Annotated in this window: 21 protein-coding genes; 12 read left to right on the top strand and 9 right to left on the bottom strand. The window is 66.5% G+C overall.

From position 1 onward, the window contains the following. Positions 1-3: 3 nt before the first annotated feature. The 12 genes from ACX36O_RS01075 to ACX36O_RS01130 all read left to right on the top strand — a co-directional run bounded on the left by ACX36O_RS01075 (position 4) and on the right by ACX36O_RS01130 (position 13,909). A complete protein-coding gene (locus tag ACX36O_RS01075; RefSeq protein WP_213362817.1) occupies positions 4-1,419 on the top strand; it encodes a UDP-N-acetylmuramoyl-tripeptide--D-alanyl-D-alanine ligase in 1,416 nt (471 codons plus the stop codon). After that, positions 1,404-2,582 carry a phospho-N-acetylmuramoyl-pentapeptide-transferase gene (gene mraY, locus ACX36O_RS01080; protein WP_213362434.1) on the top strand — a complete coding sequence of 393 codons (1,179 nt, stop codon included), beginning with the start codon at positions 1,404-1,406 and terminating at the stop codon, positions 2,580-2,582. Before ACX36O_RS01075 ends, mraY begins: the two co-directional genes overlap by 16 nt. Positions 2,583-2,586: 4 nt before the next feature. After that, complete coding sequence (murD, locus tag ACX36O_RS01085; RefSeq protein ID WP_213362435.1) at positions 2,587-4,134, top strand: UDP-N-acetylmuramoyl-L-alanine--D-glutamate ligase; 1,548 nt, start codon at positions 2,587-2,589, stop codon at positions 4,132-4,134. Then, positions 4,131-5,468, top strand: a complete 1,338-nt coding sequence (gene ftsW / locus ACX36O_RS01090; RefSeq protein ID WP_213362436.1) for a putative lipid II flippase FtsW — start codon at positions 4,131-4,133, stop codon at positions 5,466-5,468. The genes murD and ftsW overlap by 4 nt, the downstream gene beginning before the upstream one ends. After that, complete coding sequence (gene murG / locus ACX36O_RS01095; protein ID WP_284069730.1) at positions 5,465-6,565, top strand: undecaprenyldiphospho-muramoylpentapeptide beta-N-acetylglucosaminyltransferase; 1,101 nt, start codon at positions 5,465-5,467, stop codon at positions 6,563-6,565. Before ftsW ends, murG begins: the two co-directional genes overlap by 4 nt. Then, the gene (gene murC, locus ACX36O_RS01100; protein ID WP_213362437.1) at positions 6,562-7,974 is read left to right on the top strand and encodes a UDP-N-acetylmuramate--L-alanine ligase; all 1,413 of its coding nucleotides are present in this window, start codon (positions 6,562-6,564) and stop codon (positions 7,972-7,974) included. The genes murG and murC overlap by 4 nt, the downstream gene beginning before the upstream one ends. Before the next feature lie 6 nt (positions 7,975-7,980). Beyond that, the gene (locus ACX36O_RS01105) at positions 7,981-8,982 is read left to right on the top strand and encodes a D-alanine--D-alanine ligase (protein ID WP_213362438.1); all 1,002 of its coding nucleotides are present in this window, start codon (positions 7,981-7,983) and stop codon (positions 8,980-8,982) included. A 20-nt stretch (positions 8,983-9,002) separates the two neighbouring features. Beyond that, positions 9,003-9,827 (top strand): cell division protein FtsQ/DivIB, encoded by an 825-nt coding sequence (locus ACX36O_RS01110; protein ID WP_213362439.1) that lies wholly within the window; start codon positions 9,003-9,005, stop codon positions 9,825-9,827. A gap of 6 nt (positions 9,828-9,833) precedes the next feature. Next, a complete protein-coding gene (gene ftsA / locus ACX36O_RS01115; RefSeq protein ID WP_213362442.1) occupies positions 9,834-11,069 on the top strand; it encodes a cell division protein FtsA in 1,236 nt (411 codons plus the stop codon). Between the two features lie 191 nt (positions 11,070-11,260). Continuing rightward, a complete protein-coding gene (gene ftsZ / locus ACX36O_RS01120; RefSeq protein ID WP_213362443.1) occupies positions 11,261-12,475 on the top strand; it encodes a cell division protein FtsZ in 1,215 nt (404 codons plus the stop codon). A 297-nt stretch (positions 12,476-12,772) separates the two neighbouring features. Then, a complete protein-coding gene (gene lpxC, locus ACX36O_RS01125) occupies positions 12,773-13,696 on the top strand; it encodes a UDP-3-O-acyl-N-acetylglucosamine deacetylase (RefSeq protein WP_213362445.1) in 924 nt (307 codons plus the stop codon). A 39-nt stretch (positions 13,697-13,735) separates the two neighbouring features. Next, entirely contained in the window at positions 13,736-13,909 is a 174-nt protein-coding gene (locus tag ACX36O_RS01130) for a hypothetical protein (RefSeq protein WP_213362446.1), read from the top strand. Positions 13,910-14,039: 130 nt separating this feature from the next. On the opposite strand, the gene ruvC is transcribed toward ACX36O_RS01130, so the two are convergent. From ruvC to ACX36O_RS01175, 9 genes are all read right to left on the bottom strand, one after another. Next, positions 14,040-14,615, bottom strand: coding sequence for a crossover junction endodeoxyribonuclease RuvC (ruvC, locus tag ACX36O_RS01135; protein ID WP_213362447.1), 576 nt, complete (start codon positions 14,613-14,615; stop codon positions 14,040-14,042). 7 nt (positions 14,616-14,622) lie between these two features. Then, positions 14,623-15,471 carry a transglycosylase domain-containing protein gene (locus ACX36O_RS01140; protein WP_213362448.1) on the bottom strand — a complete coding sequence of 283 codons (849 nt, stop codon included), beginning with the start codon at positions 15,469-15,471 and terminating at the stop codon, positions 14,623-14,625. Between the two features lie 70 nt (positions 15,472-15,541). Beyond that, positions 15,542-16,462 (bottom strand): shikimate dehydrogenase, encoded by a 921-nt coding sequence (gene aroE, locus ACX36O_RS01145; protein WP_213362449.1) that lies wholly within the window; start codon positions 16,460-16,462, stop codon positions 15,542-15,544. A gap of 8 nt (positions 16,463-16,470) precedes the next feature. Continuing rightward, on the bottom strand, positions 16,471-18,543 hold the full coding sequence (locus ACX36O_RS01150) for a ribonuclease catalytic domain-containing protein (protein WP_488359920.1): 2,073 nt from the start codon (positions 18,541-18,543) through the stop codon (positions 16,471-16,473). Positions 18,544-18,623: 80 nt separating this feature from the next. Beyond that, positions 18,624-19,196, bottom strand: a complete 573-nt coding sequence (locus tag ACX36O_RS01155; RefSeq protein WP_488359921.1) for a helix-turn-helix transcriptional regulator — start codon at positions 19,194-19,196, stop codon at positions 18,624-18,626. A gap of 310 nt (positions 19,197-19,506) precedes the next feature. Further along, positions 19,507-20,139 carry a YqiA/YcfP family alpha/beta fold hydrolase gene (locus ACX36O_RS01160; protein WP_213362454.1) on the bottom strand — a complete coding sequence of 211 codons (633 nt, stop codon included), beginning with the start codon at positions 20,137-20,139 and terminating at the stop codon, positions 19,507-19,509. Further along, on the bottom strand, positions 20,136-21,974 hold the full coding sequence (locus tag ACX36O_RS01165) for a M61 family metallopeptidase (protein WP_488359922.1): 1,839 nt from the start codon (positions 21,972-21,974) through the stop codon (positions 20,136-20,138). The genes ACX36O_RS01160 and ACX36O_RS01165 overlap by 4 nt, the downstream gene beginning before the upstream one ends. Before the next feature lie 29 nt (positions 21,975-22,003). Further along, the gene (locus tag ACX36O_RS01170) at positions 22,004-22,441 is read right to left on the bottom strand and encodes a DUF3429 domain-containing protein (RefSeq protein WP_213362458.1); all 438 of its coding nucleotides are present in this window, start codon (positions 22,439-22,441) and stop codon (positions 22,004-22,006) included. Positions 22,442-22,648: 207 nt separating this feature from the next. Next, positions 22,649-23,377, bottom strand: coding sequence for a DsbC family protein (locus tag ACX36O_RS01175; RefSeq protein WP_488359923.1), 729 nt, complete (start codon positions 23,375-23,377; stop codon positions 22,649-22,651). Positions 23,378-23,399: the final 22 nt, after the last annotated feature.

The raw sequence follows: 23,399 nt of genomic DNA on the forward strand, positions 1-23,399 counted from the left end.
CCGATGATGACTCTGGAGCAGGCAGCCCGTTGGCTGCCGCACGCCGTTCTGGTGGGCGATGGCGCCACTGCCGTGCAGCGCGTGCATACCGATACGCGCACGCTGCAGCCGGGCGACCTGTTCGTGGCGCTCAAGGGCGAGCGCTTCGATGCCAACAGCTTCTTGGCGCAGGCGCGTGAAGCCGGCGCCGTGGCAGCCGTGTGTCAGCCCGGCCAACTGGCCGCCATGGGCTGGAATGGTCTGGAAGTGGCCGACAGCAAGCAGGCGCTGGGCCAACTGGCCGCCGGCTGGCGAGCGCAGTTCAGGCTGCCGCTGATTGCCGTGACCGGCAGCAACGGCAAGACCACCGTCACGCAGATGATTGCCTCCATCCTGCGCGCGGCCGTGGGCGAGGCCGCGTTCTCGACCCAGGGCAACCTCAACAACGACATCGGCGTGCCGCTGACGCTGCTGCGCCTGCGCGACGCGCACCGTCTGGCCGTAGTCGAACTCGGCATGAACCATCCGGGTGAGATCGCCGGTCTGGCGCAGATGGCGGCGCCGACGGTGGCGCTGGTCAACAACGCCCAGCGCGAACACCAGGAATTCATGGGCACGGTCGAGGCCGTGGCGCACGAGAACGGCAGCGTGATTACCGCGCTGCCGGCCGACGGCATTGCGGTCTACCCCGCAGACGACGCCTACACCTCCGTGTGGCAGACCGTCTCCGGCACGCGTCCCAGCTTGCGTTTTGCGCTGGACGCAGCCAGCGGCGCCGAAGTGCACGCCACGCAGATCAGCTGGGTCGGCGCGCACTGGGAGGTGCAGGCGGTCACGCCGCACGGCCCGCTGTCCTTCACGCTGCAGGTGGCCGGTCGCCACAACGTCAAGAATGCCCTCGCTGCTGCCGCCTGCGCGCTGGCCGCCGGCGTGGCACTGCCCGCCATCGCGCAGGGCCTGTCCGGCTTCGAGCCGGTCAAGGGCCGTTCGCGTGCCTTCGAGGCGCAGTGGCAGGGCCGTGCCCTCACCGTGGTGGATGACAGCTACAACGCCAATCCGGATTCGGTGCGCGCCGCCATCGAGGTGTTGCGCGAACTGCCGGCCCCGCGCCTGCTGGTGCTGGGCGACATGGGCGAAGTCGGCGACCAGGGCGAGGCCTTCCATCAGGAAATCGGCCAATACGCCCGCGAGCAGGGCATCGAGCAGGTGCTGACGCTGGGCAGCCTGGCGCGCCATGTGGCGACGCAATTGCCGGCTGCGCAGCACTGTGGTGATGCCCCGGCCGACATGCCTGTGCTGCTCGACAGAATGCAGGCGTTGCTGCCGCAGGTGAGCAGCGTGCTGGTCAAGGGATCGCGCTTCATGCAGATGGAGCGCGTGGTGGAACTGCTGCAGCAGGCACAACAAGACAAGAAGGAAAATACATGCTGCCCGCACTGACCCAATGGCTGATGGAGCTGTACCCGCAGTACGGTTTCCTGCGCGTCTTCCAGTACCTCACCTTCCGTGCGGTGATGACGGCCATGACTGCGCTGATCCTGGGGCTGCTGGCCGGCCCCTGGGTGATCCGCCGCCTGCGCGAGCTGAAGATCGGCCAGCCGGTGCGCGGCTACGGCATGGAAACCCACCTGAGCAAGAGCGGCACGCCCACCATGGGCGGCATCCTGATCCTGCTGTCGATCGCGATTTCGACCTTCCTCTGGGCCGACCTGACCAACCGCTTCGTCTGGATCGTGTTGATCGTGACGCTGGGCTTTGGTGCCATCGGCTGGGCCGATGACTGGCGCAAGGTAGTGCGCAAGGATCCCGAGGGCATGCCCTCGCGCGAGAAGTTCCTGTGGCAGACGCTGATCGGCCTGGGTGCCGCGCTGTACCTGATGTTCAGCATCTCCGAGAGCGACAACTACCGCGTGATCCAGCTGGTGTACGAGTGGATCCGCTCCGGCTTCGACATCAACCTGCCTCCCAAGGCCGGCCTGATGGTGCCCTTCTTCAAGCAGATCAGCTACCCGCTGGGCGTGTTCGGTTTCGTGGCGCTGACCTTCGTGGTGATCGTTGGCAGCAGCAACGCCGTCAACCTGACCGACGGACTGGATGGCCTGGCCATCATGCCGGTGGTGATGGTCGGCTCGGCGCTGGGCATTTTCGCCTATGTCACGGGCAGCAAGGTGTTCTCGGGCTACCTGTTCCTGCCGCACATCCCGGGGGCGGGCGAATTGCTGGTGTTCTGCAGCGCGATGATGGGCGCCGGCCTGGCCTTTCTCTGGTTCAACACCCATCCGGCGCAGGTATTCATGGGCGACGTGGGCGCGCTGGCACTGGGCGGCGCGCTGGGCACCATCGCCGTGATCGTGCGCCAGGAAATCGTGCTGGCCATCATGGGCGGCATCTTCGTGGTGGAAGCGCTGTCGGTGATGCTGCAGGTGACCTACTTCAAGTACACCAAGAAGCGTACCGGCACCGGGCAACGTCTGTTCAAGATGGCGCCGCTGCACCACCACTTCGAGAAGAACGGCTGGCGCGAGACGCAGGTCGTGGTCCGTTTCTGGATCATCACCATGCTGCTGTGCCTGGCCGGCCTGTCCACCCTGAAGCTGAGGTAAGACCATGGGCGGCATTCTTGATCAAAAAAACGTGCTGATTCTGGGCTTGGGCATTTCCGGTCTGGCGATGGCGCGCTGGTGTGCCCGCCAGGGCGCCAGCGTGACCGTGGCCGACAGCCGCGAGGCACCGCCCAATCTGGCTGTGCTGCAGGCGGAGGTGCCGCAGGCGCGCTTTGTAGCCGGAGCGTTCAGTGCCGACCTTCTGGCCGGCAACTCCGTGCGTGCCGTCTTCGTCAGCCCTGGTCTGGCGCCGCAGGATACCGCCGCCGTACTGGAGCCGGCGCGCGCGCAAGGCCTGTGGGTGGGCGGCGAGCTCGACCTGTTTGCCCAGGCGCTGCGCACGCTGCAGCAAGAGCAGAGCTATGCCCCCAAGGTGCTGGGCATTACCGGCACCAACGGCAAGACCACTGTCACCTCGCTCACCACGCAGCTGGTGGAGCGCGCTGGCCTGAGCGTGGCCATGGCCGGCAACATCGGTCCTACGCTGCTCGATACCCTGTCTGCCGCGATCGACGCGCAGGCGCTGCCGCAGGCCTGGGTGCTGGAACTGTCCAGCTTCCAGCTCAACGACTGCACCAGCTTCGAGCCGACCGCCGCCACCATCCTCAACGTATCGCAGGACCATCTGGACTGGCACGGCGGCATGGAGGCCTATGTGCAGGCCAAGGCGCACATCTTCGGCCAGCAGGGCGTGGCGGTGCTGAACCGCGACGATCCGGTCGTGATGGCGCTGCTGCCGCAGCTGGTGCCGCAGAGCCAGCCGGGCACCAAGGCGGCCAAGGGCGAATTCCAGCGCAACTTGATCAGCTTCGGTTTCGGCATGCCGACGCGCCCGGGCGATTTCGGTCTGGAAGAAGTCAACGGCATGGTCTGGCTGGTGCGTGCCGGCGAGCAGGACGAAACGCTCAAGGGCAAGCGTGCCCGCGCCGCTGCCGAAGAGGAGCTGTTCATCCAGCGCCTGATGCCGGCCGATGCGCTGCGCATCCGCGGCCGCCACAACGCCAGCAATGCGCTGGCCGCGCTGGCACTGGCGCTGCAGACCGGTGCGCCGCTGGCGCCCATGTTGTACGGCCTGCGCGAATACCGCGGCGAGCCGCACCGCGTGGAGCCGGTCGGCATCGTGGAGCAGGTGGAGTATTTCGACGACAGCAAGGGTACCAATGTGGGCGCCACGCTGGCTGCCCTGAATGGTCTGGGCGCCGACCGCCGCCTGGTGGTGATCCTGGGCGGTGAAGGCAAGGGGCAGGACTTTGCCCCGCTGGCGTCCGCGGTGCAGCGCTGCTGCCGCGCCGTGGTGCTGATCGGCCGCGACGCGCCGCTGATCGAAACCGCGCTCAAGGACACCGGCGTGGCGCTGCTGCACGCCGACAGCATGCAGGCCGCCGTCAACACCGCGGCTGCGCAGGCGCAGGCAGGCGATGCCGTGCTGCTGTCGCCGGCCTGCGCCAGTTTCGACATGTTCAAGGACTATGCCGACCGGGCCCACCAGTTCTGCGCCGCCGTGGCGCAACTGGCCGAGGACCGCGGCGCTTCTCTGGAGGGAGCGGCATGAGTGCTGTACTGCCCGGCAATCCCGCCGGCAACCGCTGGCAACGTCTGCGCGACCGGTTCGCCCGTCCCGGCGCGGCGCTGCCGTGGCAACGCGAGAAGGACGAGAACGCCATCCCCGTGCGCATGCCAGCGTCCGCCTATGCACGCGCCCGCACGCCGCAGCTGACCATGGCCAACGTGAGCGTGGACCAGGCGCTGGTCTGGGTGATCGCGGCGCTGCTGCTGTGGGGCCTGGTGATGGTGTTCTCCGCCTCCATCGCCATGCCGGACAATCCGCGCTTTGCCAATTACGCGCAATCGCACTTCCTCACGCGCCACCTGTTCTCGCTGCTGATGGGCGGCGTGGCGGCGTTGATCGTGTTCCAGGTGCCGATCAACGTCTGGGAAAAATGGGCGCCGGTGCTGTTTATCGGGGCCGTGCTGCTGCTGATCGCGGTGCTGATCCCGGGCATCGGCAAGGGCGTGAACGGTGCACGCCGCTGGATTTCGCTCGGCATCATGAACTTCCAGCCATCCGAACTGGCCAAGCTGGCCGTGCTGCTCTACGCCGCCGACTACATCCGCCGCAAGATGGAAGTGCAGGAGCGCGAGCGCAATATGGGCGACATGGAGCGTTTCATCCGCGCCGTGGCGCCGATGGCCGTGGCCGTGGGCCTGGTCGGCGTGTTGCTGCTGCTCGAGCCCGACATGGGCGCCTTCATGGTGATCGCCGTGATCGCCATGGGCATCCTGTTCCTGGGCGGCGTGAACGCGCGCATGTTCTTCCTGATCGCCATCATCCTGGTGGGCGTGTTCGCGCTGATGATCGCCACCTCGCCCTGGCGCCGCGAGCGCGTGTTCGCCTATCTGGATCCGTGGAGCATGGAGCACGCGCTGGGCAAGGGCTACCAGCTCTCGCACGCGCTGATCGCGATCGGCCGTGGCGAGCTGTTCGGCGTTGGCCTGGGCGGCAGCGTCGAGAAGCTGCACTGGCTGCCCGAGGCGCATACCGACTTCCTGTTGTCGGTCATCGGCGAGGAATTCGGCTTCATCGGTATTGCCATCCTGATCGTGCTGTTCTTCTGGCTAACGCGCCGCATCATCGAGATCGGCCGCCAGGCAATCGCGCTGGACCGCACCTTTGCCGGACTGGCCGCGCAGGGCGTGGGCCTGTGGATCGGCTTCCAGGCATTGATCAACATCGGCGTGAACCTGGGCGCGCTGCCCACCAAGGGTCTGACGCTGCCGCTGATGAGCTACGGCGGTTCCGCCATCCTGATGAATCTGGTCGCGCTGGCCATCGTGCTGCGCATCGACCATGAAAACCGCACCCTGATGAAGGGAGGCAGCCTGTGAGCCATCCGAGCAAGACGGCCCTGATCATGGCCGGTGGCACCGGCGGCCACATTTTCCCCGGCCTGGCCGTGGCCGAGGCGCTGCGCGCGCGCGGCTGGAACGTGCACTGGCTGGGCGCGCCCAACAGCATGGAAAGCGAAAAGGTGCCGGCGCGCGGCTTTGCCTTCGAACCGGTCGAGTTCGGCGGCGTGCGCGGCAAGGGCCTGTCCACGCTGCTCAAGCTGCCGCTGCGCCTGAGCCGTGCCGTGGGCCAGGCCAAGGACGTGATCCGCCGCGTCAACCCCGATGTGGTGATCGGCTTCGGCGGCTATCTGACGGCGCCGGCCGGCATTGCTGCCGCGCTGCTGGGCAAGCCGGTGTTGCTGCACGAGCAGAACTCGGTGCCGGGCATGGCGAACAAGCTGGTCTCGAAGATGGCCAAACGCGTGTTCACAGCCTTCCCGAACGTGCTGGGCCATACCGCCAGGCCGCCGTTCGTCGACGGCAAGGTGAGCTGGGTGGGCAACCCGCTGCGCGAACCCTTCCTGCGCCAGCCACCGCCGGCCGAGCGCTTTGCCGAGCGTACCGGCCCGCTCAAGCTGCTGGTGGTGGGCGGCAGCTTGGGCGCCAAGGCGCTGAACGAGACCGTGCCCAAGGCACTGGCTCTGCTGGACGCCACGCACCGCCCGTGGGTGGCGCACCAGAGTGGCGAGAAACAGATCGAGGCACTGCGCCAGGCCTATGATGCCGCCGGCGTCGATGCCGCGCTGCTGCCTTTCATCGAGGACACGGCGCAGGCCTTTGCCGAGGCCGACGTGATCGTCTGCCGCGCCGGCGCCAGCACCGTGACCGAGATTGCCGCCGTCGGCGCTCCGGCCGTGTTCGTGCCCTTTCCCTTTGCCGTGGATGACCACCAGACCACCAACGCCCGCTTCCTGGTCGAAGCGGGGGGCGGCTGGCTGGCTCCGCAAACCCAGCTCACTCCCGAGTGGCTGGCCGAATTTCTGAAGAACGTGACGCGCGCCGAACTGCTGGACCGCGCGCAAAAGGCCAAGAAGATGGAAAAACTGCAAGCCACGGGAGCGATCGTGGCGGTGTGCGAGGAGCTCGTCGCATGAAACACGTCGTCAAGCACATTCATTTCGTCGGCGTCGGCGGCTCGGGCATGAGCGGCATTGCCGAGGTGCTGCTCAACCTGGGCTACACCGTGTCCGGTTCCGACCTGGCCGACAACGCCACCACGCGCCGCCTGGGCGCGCTCGGTATCCAGACGCATGTGGGCCACGCGGCCGATAACATCCAGGGCGCGGACGTGGTTGTCACCTCCACCGCCGTCAAGGCCGACAACCCGGAAGTGGTCGCTGCCCGCGAGAAGCGCATCCCCGTGGTGCCGCGCGCCATGATGCTGGCCGAGCTGATGCGCCTGCGCAAGGGTATCGCCATCGCCGGCACCCATGGCAAGACCACCACCACCAGCCTGGTCGCCAGCGTGCTGGCCGAGGCGGGGCTGGATCCGACCTTCGTCATTGGCGGCCGCCTGAACAGCGCCGGCGCCAACGCCCGTCTGGGCACCGGCGAATACATCGTGGCCGAGGCCGACGAGTCCGATGCTTCCTTCCTGAACCTGTCGCCCATCATGGCGGTCGTCACCAACATCGACGCCGATCACATGGAAACGTATGGCCACAGCTTCGCCAACCTGAAAAAGGCCTTCGTCGATTTCCTGCACCGCATGCCCTTCTACGGCCGTGCCATGCTGTGCATCGACAGCCCGGCCGCACGCGAGATCCTGCCCGAGGTGGGCTGCCCGGTCACGACCTACGGCATGTCCGAAGACGCGCAGATCCGTGCGCTGGATGTGCGCGCCGTCGGCAACCAGATGCACTTCCGCGTGCAGCGCAAGGACGACAACGGCCAGCTGTATGGCCCCGAACTGCAAGTGCAGCTGAATCTGGCCGGCGTGCACAACGTGCTCAACGCCCTGTCGGTCATCGGCGTGGCGATGGCGCTGAACATCCCGGATGAGGCCTTGCTCAAGGGCCTGTCCGAATTCAAGGGCGTGGGTCGCCGCTTCCAGCACTACGGCCCCTTCCCCTGCCGCGAGGGCGGCGAGTTTCTGGTGGTTGACGACTATGGCCACCATCCGGTCGAAATGGCCGCCACCATCGCTGCCGCCCGCGGGGCCTACCCCGACCGCCGTCTGGTGCTGGCCTTCCAGCCGCACCGCTACAGCCGCACGCGCGACTGTTTCGAGGACTTCGTCAAGGTCATCGGCAAGGCCGATCTGGCGCTGCTGGCCGAAGTCTATGCCGCTGGTGAAGAGCCCATCGTGGCCGCCGACGGCCGTGCCCTGATGCGCGCGCTGCGCGTGGCAGGCAAGGTCGAGCCCGTGTTCGTCGAGAAGATCGAGGACATGCCCGAAGCAATCCTCCACGCTGCCCGCGATGGCGACGTGGTGCTGAGCATGGGTGCCGGCTCCATCGGCGCCGTTCCCGGCAAGCTGGCCGCCCTGCAGGAAAAGGCCTGAACCGTCATGAGCAATACCATGAACACCATTGACGTCAAGGCGCTGGGCAAGGTCGCCGTGCTGATGGGCGGCCGCTCGGCCGAGCGCAAGATTTCGCTGATGTCCGGCCAGGGCGTGCTTGAGGCGCTGCGCGGCCGCGGCGTCGACGCCCACCCGTTCGATCCGGCCGAGCGCGACCTGTCCGAGCTCAAGCGCGAGGGTTTCGCGCGCTGCTTCATTGCGCTGCATGGCCGCTACGGCGAGGACGGCACAGTGCAGGGTGCGCTGGAACTGCTGGGCATTCCCTACACCGGTCCGGGCGTGATGGCCTCCAGCGTCGGCATGGACAAGATCATGACCAAGCGCATCTGGCTGTCGGAGGGTATTTCCACGCCGCGCTACCTGCAGATGGCCTCGCGCAAGCTGCAGGACGAGGGCGCGCTGGTGGCCTTCGTGGTCGATGCCGTGCAGCAGCTCGGCCTGCCGATGATCGTCAAGGCGCCGCACGAGGGATCGTCCATCGGCGTGTACAAGGTCAAGACCGCGGAAGAAGCCGCCAACGCCGTGCGCGAGGTGATCGCCATAGACAGCGCCGTGCTGTGCGAGAACCTGATCGTGGGCGAGGAGCTGACCTGCCCCGTCATCGGCACCGGCGAGCAGGCCCGTGCGCTGCCCGTGGTTCGCATCGTGGCGCCGGGTGGCGACTACAACTACGAGGAAAAATACTTCAAGGACAACGTGCGCTACCTGTGCCCGAGCGATCTGCCGGCCGAGCAGGAGCGTGCCATCCAGCAGATGGCACTCGAGGCCTACCTGGTGCTGGGCTGCCGCGGCTGGAGCCGTGTCGACGTAATGGTGCGTGGCAGTGACAGCCAGCCCTTCCTGCTCGAGATCAATACCTCGCCCGGCATGACCAGCCATTCGCTGGTGCCCATGTCCGCCAAGGCGAGCGGCATCAGCTATCCCGACCTCTGCCTGCAGATCCTGGCCAGCGCCAGCCTGGACGGCAGCAAGGCCGCCACGGTCTGAAGGGACAAGGAACACGCGCCATGCAAGCCCCGCAGCCCGTAACCACCACCACCGACATCCGGCTGATGAATGCAACCGCCTCGTTGCTGTTCGGCCTGGTGTTGCTGGGCGCGCTGATCAGCGCGGCCTGGTGGTTCACGCGCCTGCCGCAGTTCTCGCTCAAGGGCATCCAGGTGATGGGCCACACCACGCACACCACGCCATACGCGCTGCGCAGCCAGGTGCTGCCGCGCCTGACGGGCAACTTCTTCTCCATCAGGCTGGAAGAAGCGCGCGACGTGTTCGAGCAGCAGCCCTGGGTGCGCCAGGCGGTGGTCAGCCGCGTGTTCCCGAACCAGCTTGCCGTGCGCCTGGAAGAGCATGAGGAAGTCGCCTATTGGGGCAATGACGAGGAGGGCATGCGCCTGCTCAATCGCCAGGGCGAGGTGTTCGAGGGCAATCCGGAGGAAGTGGCCAACATCGAGCTGCCACGCCTGTCCGGCCCGGACGAGCAGTCGGCCGCGGTGCTGCTGATGTACCGCCGCCTGGGCCCGCTGTTCAACCCGCTGGAGGCGCGCATCACCGCGCTGGAACTGGATCCGCGCGGCTACTGGAGCCTGACGCTGAACAATGACACCGTGCTCAACCTGGGCAGCGGCAATGAACAGGAACTGGCGGCGCGTATCCGGCAGTTCGTGCAGACGATCGGCGCAGTGACTGCGCGCTATGGCCGCAGCTTTGCCGATCTGCAGTATGCGGATCTGCGCTACAAGACCGGCTACGCGCTGCGCCTGAAGGGGGTGGGGACGATGGAGTCTCCGGATGGCAACGCTGGCAAGCGCCAGCCAACGAAACCAAAGACATAAACAGCCATGGCAAAAGAATACAAGGATCTGGTCGTAGGCCTCGACATCGGCACCAGCAAGATCATGGTGGTGGTGGCCGAGGTGCAGGCGGACGGCGCGCTCAAGGTGCTGGGCCTGGGCGTGGCGCCCAGCAACGGCATGAAGCGCGGCGTGGTGGTCAACATCGAGGCCTGCGTGCAGAGCATCCAGCAGGCCGTGCGCGAGGCCGAGATGATGGCCGCATGCAAGATCACGCGTGTCATCACCGGCATCACCGGCAGCCACATCCGCGGTCGCAACTCGGTGGGCATGGTGGCGGTGCGCGACCGCGACGTGTCGCCCACCGACGTGGCCAAGGTGCTGGAGACGGCGCGCGCCATCAACATCAGCACCGACCAGCGTCCGCTGCTGATCGAGCCGCAGGAATTCGTGATCGACGGCCAGGAAGTGAAGGAGCCGATCGGCATGAGCGGCATCCGTCTGGAAGCCAAGGTGCACATCGTCACCTGTGCCCAGAGCGCGGCCGAGAACATCCTCAAGTGCGTGCGCCGCTGCGGCCTGGAGGTGGACCACCTGATGCTGAACCCGCTGGCCAGCAGCATGTCCTGCCTGACCGAGGACGAGCGCGAGCTGGGCGTGGTGCTGGTGGACATCGGCGCCGGCACTACCGATATTGCAGTGTTCGCTGGCGGCGCCATCCGCCACACGGCGGTGCTGCCGGTGGCGGGCGAACTGATCACCAGCGACATCGCCATGGCGCTGCGCACCCCGACCGAGGATGCCGAGGACATCAAGATGCAGAACGGCTGCGCCAAGCAGCTGCTGGCCGATCCGGATACGCATATCGAAGTGGCCGGCCTGAGCGGCCGTCCGCCGCGCCTGCTGAGCAAGCAGGTGCTGGCCGGCGTGATCGAGCCGCGCATCGAGGAAATTTTCTCGCTGGTGCAGAAGGAAGTGCAGAGCTCGGGCTTCGAGCACCTGGTGTCGTCCGGCGTGGTGCTGACCGGCGGCAGCGCCGTGATGCCCGGCATGGTCGAACTGGGCGAGGACATTTTCCTCAAACCGGTGCGCATCGGCACCCCGATCTACAACGGCGCCCTGGCCGACATGGTGACGCAGCCGCGTGCCGCCGTCGTCATGGGCATGCTGGAAGACGCCCGCCAGGCGCAGCAGCGCGGCTACGTGGCTTCGCGCAGCAAGAGCGACTCCGCCGTGCGCGGGGTGTTCGGCCGCATCAAGGATTTCATCGTGGGGAACTTCTGATGGCCATCCAGCAGAAACCCCTCGCGCAGGCACGCTGGCATGACAGCCGGCACGGGAAGGAACGCTTCCCCGCCGCATGAACCGGATTGGACGGGATTGCAAGCTCGTCCATGGCCCCGGCAGGCCCTAAACGCCAGACAGGCAAGTGATTTTTTTCAGAGACAGCAAGGTTAAACAGCAAGGAGAGCAAGATGCCCATCGAAATGATTGACACCGAAGAATTCCACGCAGGCACCCAGATCAAGGTCATGGGCGTGGGTGGCGGCGGCGGCAACGCCGTGCAACACATGATCGACCGCAAGGTCCAGGGCGTGGAGTTCATCTGCGCCAACACCGACGCGCAGGCGCTGACGCGCAGCACGGCGGACCGCGTGATCCAGCTCGGCACCACCGGCCTGGGCGCCGGCAGCAAGCCCGAGAAGGGCCGTGACTGCGCCGAAGTGGCCGAGCACGAGATCCGCTCCGCCATCGAAGGCGCGCACATGCTGTTCCTGACCGCCGGCATGGGCGGTGGCACCGGCACCGGCGCAGCTCCCGTGATCGCGCGCATCGCCCGCGAAATGGGCATCCTGACGGTGGGTGTGGTGACCAAGCCCTTCGAGTGGGAAGGTGGCCGCCGCATGACCAACGCCGATTCCGGCGTGGCCGAACTGGAAGCCAACGTCGATTCCCTGATCGTGGTGCTGAACGAGAAGCTGCAGGAAGTGCTGGGTGACGACGTGACCCAGGACGAAGCCTTCGCCCACGCCAACGACGTGCTGAAGAACGCCGTCGGTGGCATTGCCGAGATCATCAATGTGCCCGGCCACGTGAACGTCGACTTCGAAGACGTGAAGACCGTGATGGGCGAGCCCGGCAAGGCCATGATGGGTACGGCTACCGCCAGCGGCCCGGACCGCGCCCGCATCGCTGCCGAGCAGGCCGTGGCCTGCCCGCTGCTGGAAGGCATCGACCTGTCCGGCGCCAAGGGCGTGCTGGTGCTGATCACCGCGGCCCAGGGCAGCCTGAAGCTGAAGGAATCGCAGCTGGCCATGAACACCATCCGCGCCTACGCTTCGCCCGATGCGCACGTGATCTACGGTACCGCCTACGACTCCCAGATGGGCGACGAGCTGCGCGTGACCGTGGTCGCCACCGGCCTGAGCCGCCAGAACGCCCGCCGCATGGCGCCTCCCATGCAGGTCATCAGCCGTACCGGTACCGACGACATGCCTTACTCTGCAGCCATGCCGCAGACCAGCAGCCTGCCGAGCATGAGCGGCGTCTCTCCCGCCGGCACCGTGGGCGCCAGCGTCTGGGGCACCGGCCGTGACCGCACGCACGCTTCCGAGCGCGTCAGCCAGCTGTCTTCCAGCGGCATGGACGATTTCGAAATCCCGGCCTTCCTGCGCAAGCAGGCGGACTGAGACTCGTGAACACCGGTTGCGCCCTGGCGTAGCCGGAGCGTCGTACGCGCACCTGCAGGGGCAGGGCACGCGCAAGGACGCATGACTCTTCTTGCTTGCTTGCTGGCGTGCGCACGGTTGCCTGTCCGTGCGCACGCGGCCCAAGCGCCGGCCGGCATAAAGGCCACTTGAGAGAAACAAACTGTCGCAGCACCCGAGCGCATGGCGGCAGGCATCGGTGCCGATGATGGCCTCGGCCTATCGCGGGCATCGACAAAACCAAACACTCTGCAGGCGGGCAACTTCTACAATGGACGCATGCTAGAACAGAGAACCATCAAGACACAGACCAAGGCCGTGGGCGTGGGCCTGCATGGCGGTCAGCGGGTCGAGCTCACCTTGCGTCCGGCACCGGCGGACACCGGTATCATGTTCCGCCGCGTCGACCTCCCGGTTCCGGTCGAAATCCCGGTGACCGCGGAGTCCGTCACCGATACCCGTCTGGCCTCGACCATCTCCAATGGTGGCGTCAAGGTCAACACCGTCGAGCACCTGATGTCGGCCTGCGCCGGCCTGGGCATCGACAATCTGTATATCGACATCACGGCGGAGGAAGTGCCGATCCTGGACGGATCTGCCTCGTCTTTCGTCTATCTGCTGCAAAGCGCCGGCGTGGTCAAGCAGCGTGCACCGAAGAAGTTCGTGCGCGTGCTCAAGCCGGTGGAAGTGCGCGAGGGCGAGGGCGCCCAAGGCAAGTGGGCGCGGCTGGAGCCCTACCACGGCTACAAGCTGCGCTTCCAGATCGACTTTGCCCACCCGGCGGTGGATTCCACCGGGCAGAGCGTGGAATTCGACATGTCCACCGGCGTCTACACGCGTGACATTGCGCGCGCCCGCACCTTCGGCTTCACCAAGGATGTGGAATACATGCGCTCGCACGGCCTGGCCATGGGCGGCAGCTTGGAAAACGCCATCGTGCTGGACGACTACCGCGTGCTCAATGCCGACGGTCTGCGCTACGACGACGAATTCGCCAAGCACAAGATCCTGGATGCGATGGGCGACCTGTTTCTGATCGGCCATCCCCTGCTGGCGGCCTACAGCGCCTACCGTTCCGGCCATGCCATGAACAACCAGCTGCTGCGGGCGTTGCTGGCTCAGCCGGACGCCTACGAAATCGTCAGTTTCGACAACGAGCGCAACGCGCCCAAGGGTTTTGGCGAACTGGCCGTGCAGTGGTAAGTCGCGGGTGGCTCGCCTGAACCTGTTACGCTAGCGGCCATGGCCATTGTTCGCGTCCTCTTCATCCTCATGCTGCTGGTGAGTGCCGGCACCATGGGCCTGTACCTGTTCACCGGCAACGAGCGCTACAAGCGGCAGGCGCTGCGCCTGTTCAAGTGGACCATCATCGTGCTGTGCGTGTTCTTTGCGGTGCTGGTGATCGAGCGCATCTAGCCCATGGCGGGCAGCAGATGAACCGTGTGGTGCCAGCAACACCGTGGCAGAGGCGTCGACTTAAACCAACCAGCCTGTTCGAAACCCAGGACGGTTCGGCGCCAGCTTGTTGAACAGCCCAAGAGCAGCCTCAGTAGCTGCGTCCCCCCTTGAACAATGCATGCGTACGCCGCTGCAGCGGCGTGGCTTCGGCCAGCCGCGCCATCGCCTGCCCCGCATGGGCGTGCATGATCGCCAGCCCCAGCGCATCCGCCGCATCGGTGCCAGGCAGGCCGCTCAGGTTGAGCAGGCGGCGCGTCATTTCCTGGATCTGCGCCTTGTTGGCACGGCCGTGACCGGCCACTGCCTTCTTCATCTGCAGCGCGGTGTATTCGGCCACCGGCAGGCCGCTCGAGACCAGCGCCGCCAGGCAGGCGCCGCGCGCCTGGCCCAGCATCAGCGTGGCCTGCGGATCGACGTTGACGAACACGATTTCCAGCGAGGCGACATCCGGCTGGTAGGTCTGTGCGACTTCGCACACGCCCTCGAACAGCAGCTTGATGCGTGCCGGCAGATTGCCCTGGTGTGGCAGGGCGGGGTCGTCCGGGCGTTTTTCGTTAACGGTGCGGATGGTGCCGCTGGCCACGTAGCGCAGGCGCGGGCCGTCGGCTTCGATCACGCCGAAACCGGTGGTGCGCAGGCCGGGGTCGATGCCAAGGATGCGCATGGCGGCCTCAGGGCAGCTCCACGTCGCGCATGCGCGCGGCGATGGTACTGGCACGGCTGTTGAGATAGCCGGAATTGAAGTTCTGCTCGTAGAAGCGCGGGCGCGGCAGCATCACGGCGAGCTTGGCCGCCTCGTAGGCGCTGAGCTGCGCGGCGGGCTTGCGGAAGTAATACTGCGCAGCTGCCTCGGCCCCGAAGATGCCCTCGCCCCATTCCACGTTGTTCAGGTAGATCTCGAGGATGCGCTCCTTGTCCAGCAGCAACTCCAGATACTGGGTGAACACCAGCTCCTGTCCCTTGCGCAGCAGGTTGCGCTCGGGCGAGAGCAGCAGGTTCTTGGCCAGTTGCTGGGTGATGGTGGAGCCGCCGTAGACCTTGGGCGCCGGCACTGTGATGCCGGGTGGCATGATGCTGCCGTCGGCAATGCCGCGCAGTTGCGGATCGACCGGCTTGCCGCGCTTTTCCAGGCGCTCCACCTTTTTGCGTGCGCGTTCGCGGGCCTGCTCGATGCGCGCCTGCGCCTGTTGCAGACGTTGCTGATTGCGTGCTTCGGCGGCCGCGTTGCGGGCACGGGCCTGCTCGATCGCTTCCCACTCCACACCCTGGTGGTTGACGAAATCGCTGTCTTCCGAGGCGATCACGGCGCGTTTGAGGTTGTCCGAGATCTCGTCGTAGGGCACCCATTGCTGGCCCCAGGCCAACTTGCCGCTGGCCACCACGCGCGCCATTTCGGAGCGCTGGAAGCTGGTGGACTGCGGATCGACCACGCGCATCAGCGCGATGCGTGCAAAGAAAAACAGCTGCAGCAGAATGCCGGCCAGCAGCATCCATCCCAGCAGGCGCAACAGGCGTTTCATTGCGCGCTGCCTCCTGCCCTTGCGGCACGGGGAGCAGTGCATGAAGGACGAGCGGCGAACACGGCTTGCATCACGCGGGCTTTCCGGCGGCCGGGGCATCGACCAGGGCGCGCAGTTCGGCCAGCACCGGTGCCGTGTCCGGCGTCACGCCACGCCACAGGGCGAAGGCCAGCGCCGCCTGCTCCACCAGCATGCCGAGGCCGTCGCGCGGCGTGGCGCCGCAGGCCTGCGCGTGCTGCAGGAAGGGCAGGGCGGCGGCACCGTACATCATGTCGCAGGCAAGCGCACCCGGGGCGAAGCGGCGCCGGGGCAGCAGCAGCGGTGCCCCGCCCAGGCTGCTGGCGGTGCCGTTGAGGATGATGTCGAAGGCGTCCGAAAGGCTTGGGTCGTGCGGCGGTGCGTCGTCCAGAACGGCCGCCAGACTGCAGGCGCGCAGGGCGACGCCATGCTCCGCAGCGACCGATGCATGCAGTTGCACCAGATGCCCGGCCTTGTCCACGCTGCGGTTGGCCACCGTCACGCTGGCGGGGGCTTCCGCGAGCAGCGCGCCCAGCACGCCGGCGGAAGCGCCGCCCGCACCCAGCAGCAGCACATGGCGCCCCGCCAGCGGCACGCCGGCGTTGTGGCGGATGTCGCGCATCAGGCCGGCGCCGTCGGTGTTGTCGGCATGCAGACGCCACTGTCCGGCTTGCTCGCGCCAGATCAGGGTATTGGCAGCCTGCGCCAGTTCGGCCCGCGCGCTGCGTACGTCGGCGGCGGCAAAGGCTTCCAGCTTGAACGGCACCGTCACGTTGGCACCGCCGTAGCCTTCACCGCGCAGGCGTTCCAGCGTGGCGGCAAAGCCGTCTACCGGGCTGTCGATGGCGATGTAGCTGAGCTGCTGCCCGGTCTGCCCGGCAAAGCGCGCATGGATCCAGGGCGAGCGGCTGTGGCTGACCGGATGGCCGATCACGCCATAGCGTGCCGGCAGGGGGGAGGAAGTATCAGGCATGGCAGCAATCAGACGGTCTGGCCCGGAGTGCCGTCGGCTTCGGGCTCGTTCACGTCCACGGCAATATGCAGCGGACCGGCGTCAAGCTCCATGGTATCGTCCTCGGACTCGTCGGAGGGCAGGGTGGCCTGGCCGTCATCGTCCAGCCGGGCGATGACGCTGCCATTCACATCCAGCGCCATCAGGTTGACGCCACCCAGGCGCACGCGCACCTGCGCATTGCGCGGCAGCCCGTCGGCACCGATCACGTTGATCACCAGCGGCAGCGTGTTGGCGCGCACCAGGCCGTCCTTGATCACGCTGCAGTCCAGCTCGGTGATGCCGTGGCGCTGCACGTGCAGCAGCGTCCAGAAGCGTTCCATGCTGGCCTGGTAGGCGTTGTAGCCGGTATAGCAGGCGTCGAAGCCGGAGATGATGCCGAACAGGGCAGCATCCTTGGGCTTGAACGGTGCGGCCAGGGCTGCGGTGGCGCCGTGGCGGATGGCGGCGATCAGCTGCCACTGGTTCAGCAGGTCGACATAGCGGCGCAGTGGCGAGGTGCTCCAGGCGTAGCACGGAACGCCCAGGCCGGCGTGCGGCAGTGCCTTGGTGCCCATGCGCACCTTCACGCCGGGCGCGAGTGCCGCCTGGCTGCGGTAAATGCCCGGAATGCCGCCGTTGGCCAGCATCTGGCCCCAGTGGTGGTTCACCAGAATCATCGCTTCCGACACCATCAGGTCCAGCGGTGCGCCGCGCTGGCGCATTTCGATCACCACGGTTTCGCTGCCGTCCGGCGGTGTTTCCTTGAGCGAGGCATCGCGTTCCAGGCGGAAGTTGAAATCCGGCCGGGTAAAGGTTTCGGGCTTGCCGCGTACCACCTCGCGCTGCGCCTTCAGGTGTTGCGCCAGACGCCAGAGGAAGGCGAGGGAGGGGCGATGCGCCTGCAGCTGTGCCTGCGGCTCCGGCGTGTCGGCCGGGGCGGACAGCCACTCGGCGGTGACGGTCTGCTCCAGCTGGTCCAGCCGCAGGTTGTCCACCACCGGCACGCGCTCGATGCGGCTCTCGGTGCCCTGCAGTTCCAGCGTGGCTTCGTCGAAGGTCGCGTAGAACGACAGCGCCGGGCGCGGCTGGCCGGCGCCCAGGGTGTAGTGCTGCACCACATCGTGCGGCAGCATGGTGATCTTGTAGCCCGGCATGTAGACGGTGGACATGCGCTGGCGCGCCACTGCGTCGATGGCGTCGCCCGGCTGCACGGCCAGGCCCGGCGCTGCGATATGAATGCCGAGCGTGACGCGGCCACTGCCCAGTCCGCTCACCGACAGCGCATCGTCGATCTCGGTGGTGCTGGAATCGTCGATCGAGAAGGCCTGCACCCCGGCCAGCGGCAGCTCCGAATCGTCGATGAGCGCGGGCTGCAGCGCCGGAAAGCCGGTGCCCTTGGGAAAATGCTCGAACAGGAAGCGCTGCCAGTGGAACTCGTAGGGCGAGTGGATGGCGCCGGCGCGCTGCAGCAGGTCGAGCGGGGCCATCTGTGCCTCTTTCGAGGCATGCACCACGGCCTTGTACTCGGGCGCGTTCTTGTCCGGCTTGAACAGGATCCGGTAGAGCTGCTCGCGGATCGGCTCGGGGCACTGGCCCTGCACCAGTTCGGCGGCCCAGGCGTCGATCTGTGCCTGGATGCGGGCCTTCTTCTCGATGGCGGCGAGCGCCTGCTGCACGATCTCGGCCGGCGCCTTCCGGAAGCGGCCCTTCACGCCGCCGGCACGGCGGAAATAGTGCGGCGCGTGGAACAAGGCCAGCAGCGTGGCGGCCTGCTCCACCAGCGACGGCGGATCCTGGAAGTAGTCGCGGGCCACGTCGATGAAGGTGAATTCTTCTTCGGGGGCAAATTCCCACAGCAGCTGCACATCCACCTCCTGGCTCAGCGCCTGTGCCTGGGCCAGCAGTTCGGCGGGAGCGGGCTTGTCGAAGCTGAGCACGATATGCGCGTGCTTGACCTTGACGCGCTTGCCGGAATCCAGCTCGATCTGGGAGGAACTGTCCGCCTGGGACAGGATGCGGCCGGCGAGGAACTTGCCGGAATCTTCGAACATTGCAAACATGGGGCGCTATTTTCCCATGCCTGCCGGTGTGCGCGTAAAGTTTTCGGCGACGCAGGCTGGCCGTCGTGCGCGCAGCCGTCTCAATTGCCGGGCGGCAGCTGCATCAGGTCGCTTTCGGTCAGCTTGCGCCCGGCCACGCCCAGCTTGCCGCGGGCACGCTGGATCAACTCGCGCACGTAATGCACGCTCAGTTCCAGGTCGCGTGCAATGGCCTTGGGCGCCTCGCCGCGCACATTGCGCACGCACACCTCCATCTCGCGCCGGGTCAGCGGCGTCAGCGAGACGCGGCTGGTCTGCTTGGGCAGGCGCTGCAAGTGCTTTTTCTGCCAGCGGTAGAGGTGGGCGGGCAATTCGAACTTGATATTTTCGGTATCGTCAAAGGAGAAGGGCTCGTCGATCTGGATGCGGTGAAAACCCATCCAGGCCAGCCCATAGGAGTTTTCCACGCCAGAGAGCACGGCGTGCCGGATGCCGAAGCGCTGGAAGAACTCGCCCACGATTTCGTTGGAGCGCTGCATGGCCGTGCGACGGCGCAGCGCGCTGCCGGGCTCGCCGAAGTAATCGGCCACCGTGATGGCTTGCGGCTCCCACGGGAAATCCATGAATAGCTGCGCCACGCGGTCGTGCTGCGCCACGGCTGCATATTCCGTCACGAACTCCTGCGGCAGGCCTTGTAGCCAAATGACCTGTTCAATGATGACTTGACCATTGTCACGATGTCCGCGACCGGCAAATACAGCATCGAAGCGCACAAGATTCGCCAAGGCGAGAATCGATGCTTCCATACCTACTTTTTTTCTTCAAGTGTTTTTAAGGTTCAAAGCGCGATCAAGAAGCGCTTTGTTTATATGATTAACACTTTGCACGAAAATGTAAATAGAATTTGGAGCCCCGAACATTGGGGGTTACCTGAAATTCATGTTACATGGGTAGGTGTTGCGTGCAGATGCCCGCGTTTTCGGGTCAGAAAAGCTGCAGGCCGGTCTGCCGCGCCAGCTCCGGCCAATGCAAATCAAAATCACTGATGGCATGGTCATTGCCCGCCAGCACGGTCTGGCGTGCATGGGCGTAGCGCGCCGTCATTTCGCGCCAGTCGAGCACCTCGTCCCCCTCGCAGATCAGGGCCCAGGCCGGAGCCCGGGTGCCGGCGTCCGCGCGCTGCTGTTCCAGTGCCAGCGTTTCCGCCTCAATCGCTTCCAGTTCGCCGATGTAGGCCGGGCTGAAGTAGAAGTGTTCCTCGGGCGCATGCCAGGCCGTGTTGTCACCGATGTAACGGGCCAGGTCGCGCGCGGGGTGCACGGCGGGATTGAGCAGCAGGCTGCGCCAGCCCTTGCGTGCCGCCATGGCCGCCGCGTAGAAGCCGCCCAGCGAGGAGCCGATGACCAGGCTGCCTGCCTGTGGCCAACCGTCCGTCAGCGCTTGCAGCAGGGCCATGGCGGCAGCAGGAGAGGGTGGCAGTTGCGGGCTGCACCACTGCACGTCGGGTCGGTGCTGCGCCATCCAGGCCCCCACATGCAGCGCCTTGGCCGAGCGCGGCGAAGAGCGGAAGCCGTGCAGGTAGAGCACATGGCTGACGGGTGCGACAGCTGTGCTCATGCCCATGGCCAGACTTTCTGGCGCTCGGCGGATTTCTTGCGCGCGCCGGCACCGGGTTCGAGTTTCCATTGCTGTTCGGGCGCGGCCGGCAGCGTCAGCGGCAGGCGCAGCAGCATACGGTCGCGCGCGACGAGGGCAGTGCAGCTGCGCTCCTGCGGCTTGCGGCCGGGCGGCAGATACGCCTGCACGTCGGCCAGGTTGCCGACGCGCCAGGCCGCATGGCTGCCCTTGGCCACGTCCGCCTCCTCCAGTTCGATGCCCAGCCATTCATCCCCTGCAGCCATGCCGGCCGCCTCGGCCACGCCGCCACGGGCCACGCCCAGCACGCTGATGCTGGCGCCTTCCTTGCAGCGCAGTCCCCACTGGCGTGCCAGCGGTGCCGGCGTCTGCACGATGCGCACGCCGGCGCGGCGCAGCAGCTTCTCCAGCGGCAGTTCGGCCGTGCCATGCACCCAGTCGCGCAGTTCGCGCGCAAAGCTGCGGCCACCCAGTTCCTGCAGCACGGCGGCCACGTCGGCCTCGCTCAGGCCGCGCAGTGGCTTCTGCCGGACGTAGCAACGCTGGTAGAGCGTGCGCATCACGGCATCGAGCGTGGTGCGGCCTTCCTGGCGCAGCGTGAGGTCCAGGCACAGGCCGAGCAGCGCGCCCTTGGTGTAGTAGCTGACGGTGATGTTGGGGGTGTTTGCGTCCTGGCGGTAGTACTTGGTCCAGGCCTCGAAGCTGGATTGCGCCAGGCTGTGGATGAAGCGGCCGGGCGAGGCCTGCACGCTGTCCACTGCCTTGTTGAGCAGCCTGAGGTAGCCAGCCGCGTCGATGCAGCCGGCGCGCAGCAGCAGCAGGTCGTCGTAGTAGCTGGTGAAACCCTCGAAGAACCAGAGCAGGTCGGTGTAGTTCTCGCGGCTGTAGTTGTAGGGCACGAGTTCGGCCGGGCGCAGGCGCTTGACGTTCCAGGCGTGGAAATATTCGTGGCTGATCAGGCCGAGCAGCGTGGTGTAGTCGTCGCCCGGCGTTTCGCCGGGGCGCGGCAGATGCTTGCGGCCGGCGATCAGGGCGGTGCTGTTCAGGTGTTCCAGGCCGCCGTAGCCTTCGTCGACGGTGCGCAGCAGGAATACGTAGCGCTCGAAGGGCACGGACTTGCCCGGCTTGTCGCCATGCCAGAAACGCATGGCGGCTTCGCAGATGCGGCGGGTGTCGGCCAGCAGGCGCTCCCCGTCGAAGGCCGGCGGCGGGCTGGCGATGACGAAGCGGTGCGGGATGCCGCACACGTCGAAATCCGCGCTCCAGAAGTTGCCCATCTCGAACGGGCTGTCGGCCAGGGTGTCGTAATCGGGCGCCAGATAGCTGCCGAAGCCGCGTTTGCCGGTGTTGCGCGGCGTCAGGCTGGTGGCGAGGCGCCAGGACTTGTCGGGGGAGAGCACTTCGATCAGGTGCGGCACATGGGTCTGGCCGCTGACCTGCAGGCACAAACTGGTGGGGTTGAAGAAGCCGCGGGCGGCATCCAGCCAGGCGGTGCGTACCGAATCGTCATGCGCGTAGACCTGGTAGCGCAGTTCCAGCGGAGCACCCGGCAGGCAGCCGATCTGCCAGCGCTGCTTGTCGAGCTGGCGCACGGGGCAGGGCTTGCCGTCCTGCGTGGCGCTGAGGCACTGCAGGTGCCTGCTGAACTCGCGCACCAGATAGCTGCCGGGAATCCACACCGGCAGGCTGACTTCCTGCCGGATCTGCGGTTCGGCCACCCGCAGCGTGACGTGGAACAGGTGGGTATGGGGCTCGGGCGCACTGACGAGGTAGTGCAGCGGCGCACCGGCCGCAGAAGAGGGCTTGTTCTTGGGCATGCGGCAAGCATAGCGCAGCCGCGCGCCGATTACATGGAGCCGGCGGCTCCGGCCAGGCAGCTCATCACCGCCAGCACGGTGGCGTGGAAGCGCACGGTGAGCCATTCGCTCAGGCCGGCGCGCTCCCAGGTGCGGTCATCCACCACGTAGCAGATGACGAACATCAGGGCCAGGAAGGGCATGCCGGCAGCGGGGTGCATGAGCACGCCGAACCAGCCGGCAAAGGCGGCGAAGGCGCCCCAGATGAAGTGCAGCTTGGGCGCGTTGACGCCGGCACGCAGGCCGATGCCCCAGTGGATGCCGCCGAGAAACGCTACCACGATGCCGCCGTAGCTGGCCAGCGCCGCAGCGACGAAGCCGTGCAGTTCGTCATGCACCAGCCACATCAGTAGGGCCATGATCACCATCGGGATGGTTCCCAGATAGGCGATGGCGCGGATGAAGGTACGGCTGTGTTCAGGAAGCATGCGGTCAGGACCCGGAACGCCCGCAAGGGCACGAACGGAATGCAGCGTGCGGACACGCCGACAGGCAACACCAAGATTACGTCTGCCAACTGACAGAAAGCTGAATCGGGCTGCTGTGCTCCATTGTGAAACAAAAAGCGGCTCCAGGGGGAGCCGCTCCGGTGTCCACGTGGCAAAAAGCACACTTTGGCGCCTGCAGGCGCAGTGTTATTTGCTTTCTGCCAACAGTTTCTCGATCTGTGCGGTGGGAATGGCGCCGGGCACGCGCTTGCCGTTGCTGAACACCATGGCCGGCGTTCCGGTGATGCGGTATTTTTCGGCGAAGGCCACGTTGCGGCGCAGCGCGGCGGTGTCGCAGCTGGCGGCGGGTGGCGTGACGCGGTTGAGCATCCAGCCGGCCCAGGCCTTGCTGCGGTCTTTCGCGCACCAGATGTTGCGCGACTTGGTCATCGAGTCTTCGCCCAGGATGGGCAGCAGGAAGGTGTAGACGGTGACGTTGTTGACCTTGGCCAGATCGGCCTCGAAGCGGTGGCAGTAGGGGCAGTTGGGGTCGGCAAACACCGCGACCTTGCGCGCGCCGTTGCCGCGCGTGGTGACGAAGGCATCCTGCAGCGGCAGCGCCTTGAAGTCGATCGCGGTGAGCTTCTGCGTGCGTTCATGCGTCAGGTCGCGGCGCGTCTTGGTGTCGAGCAGCGAGCCGTTGAGCAGGAAGTCGCCCTTGGCATCGGTGTAGAAGATCTCGGTGCCGTCCACGCGCACTTCGTACAGGCCGGGCATGGGCGTCTTGCTCACTTCGTCGATTTTGGCGAGCTGCGGCAGGCGTGCGGCGAGGTTCTTGCGGATGGTGCTTTCCTGCGCGTCGGATTCCTTGCAGCCGAACAGGGCCAGGGCGGCGAGGGACAGGATGAGCGGACGGGCAAACAGGGGCTTGTTCATGCGGGGAGATATTCGTGGTGTT

This window comes from Brachymonas sp. KE5 (genome assembly GCF_057773645.1).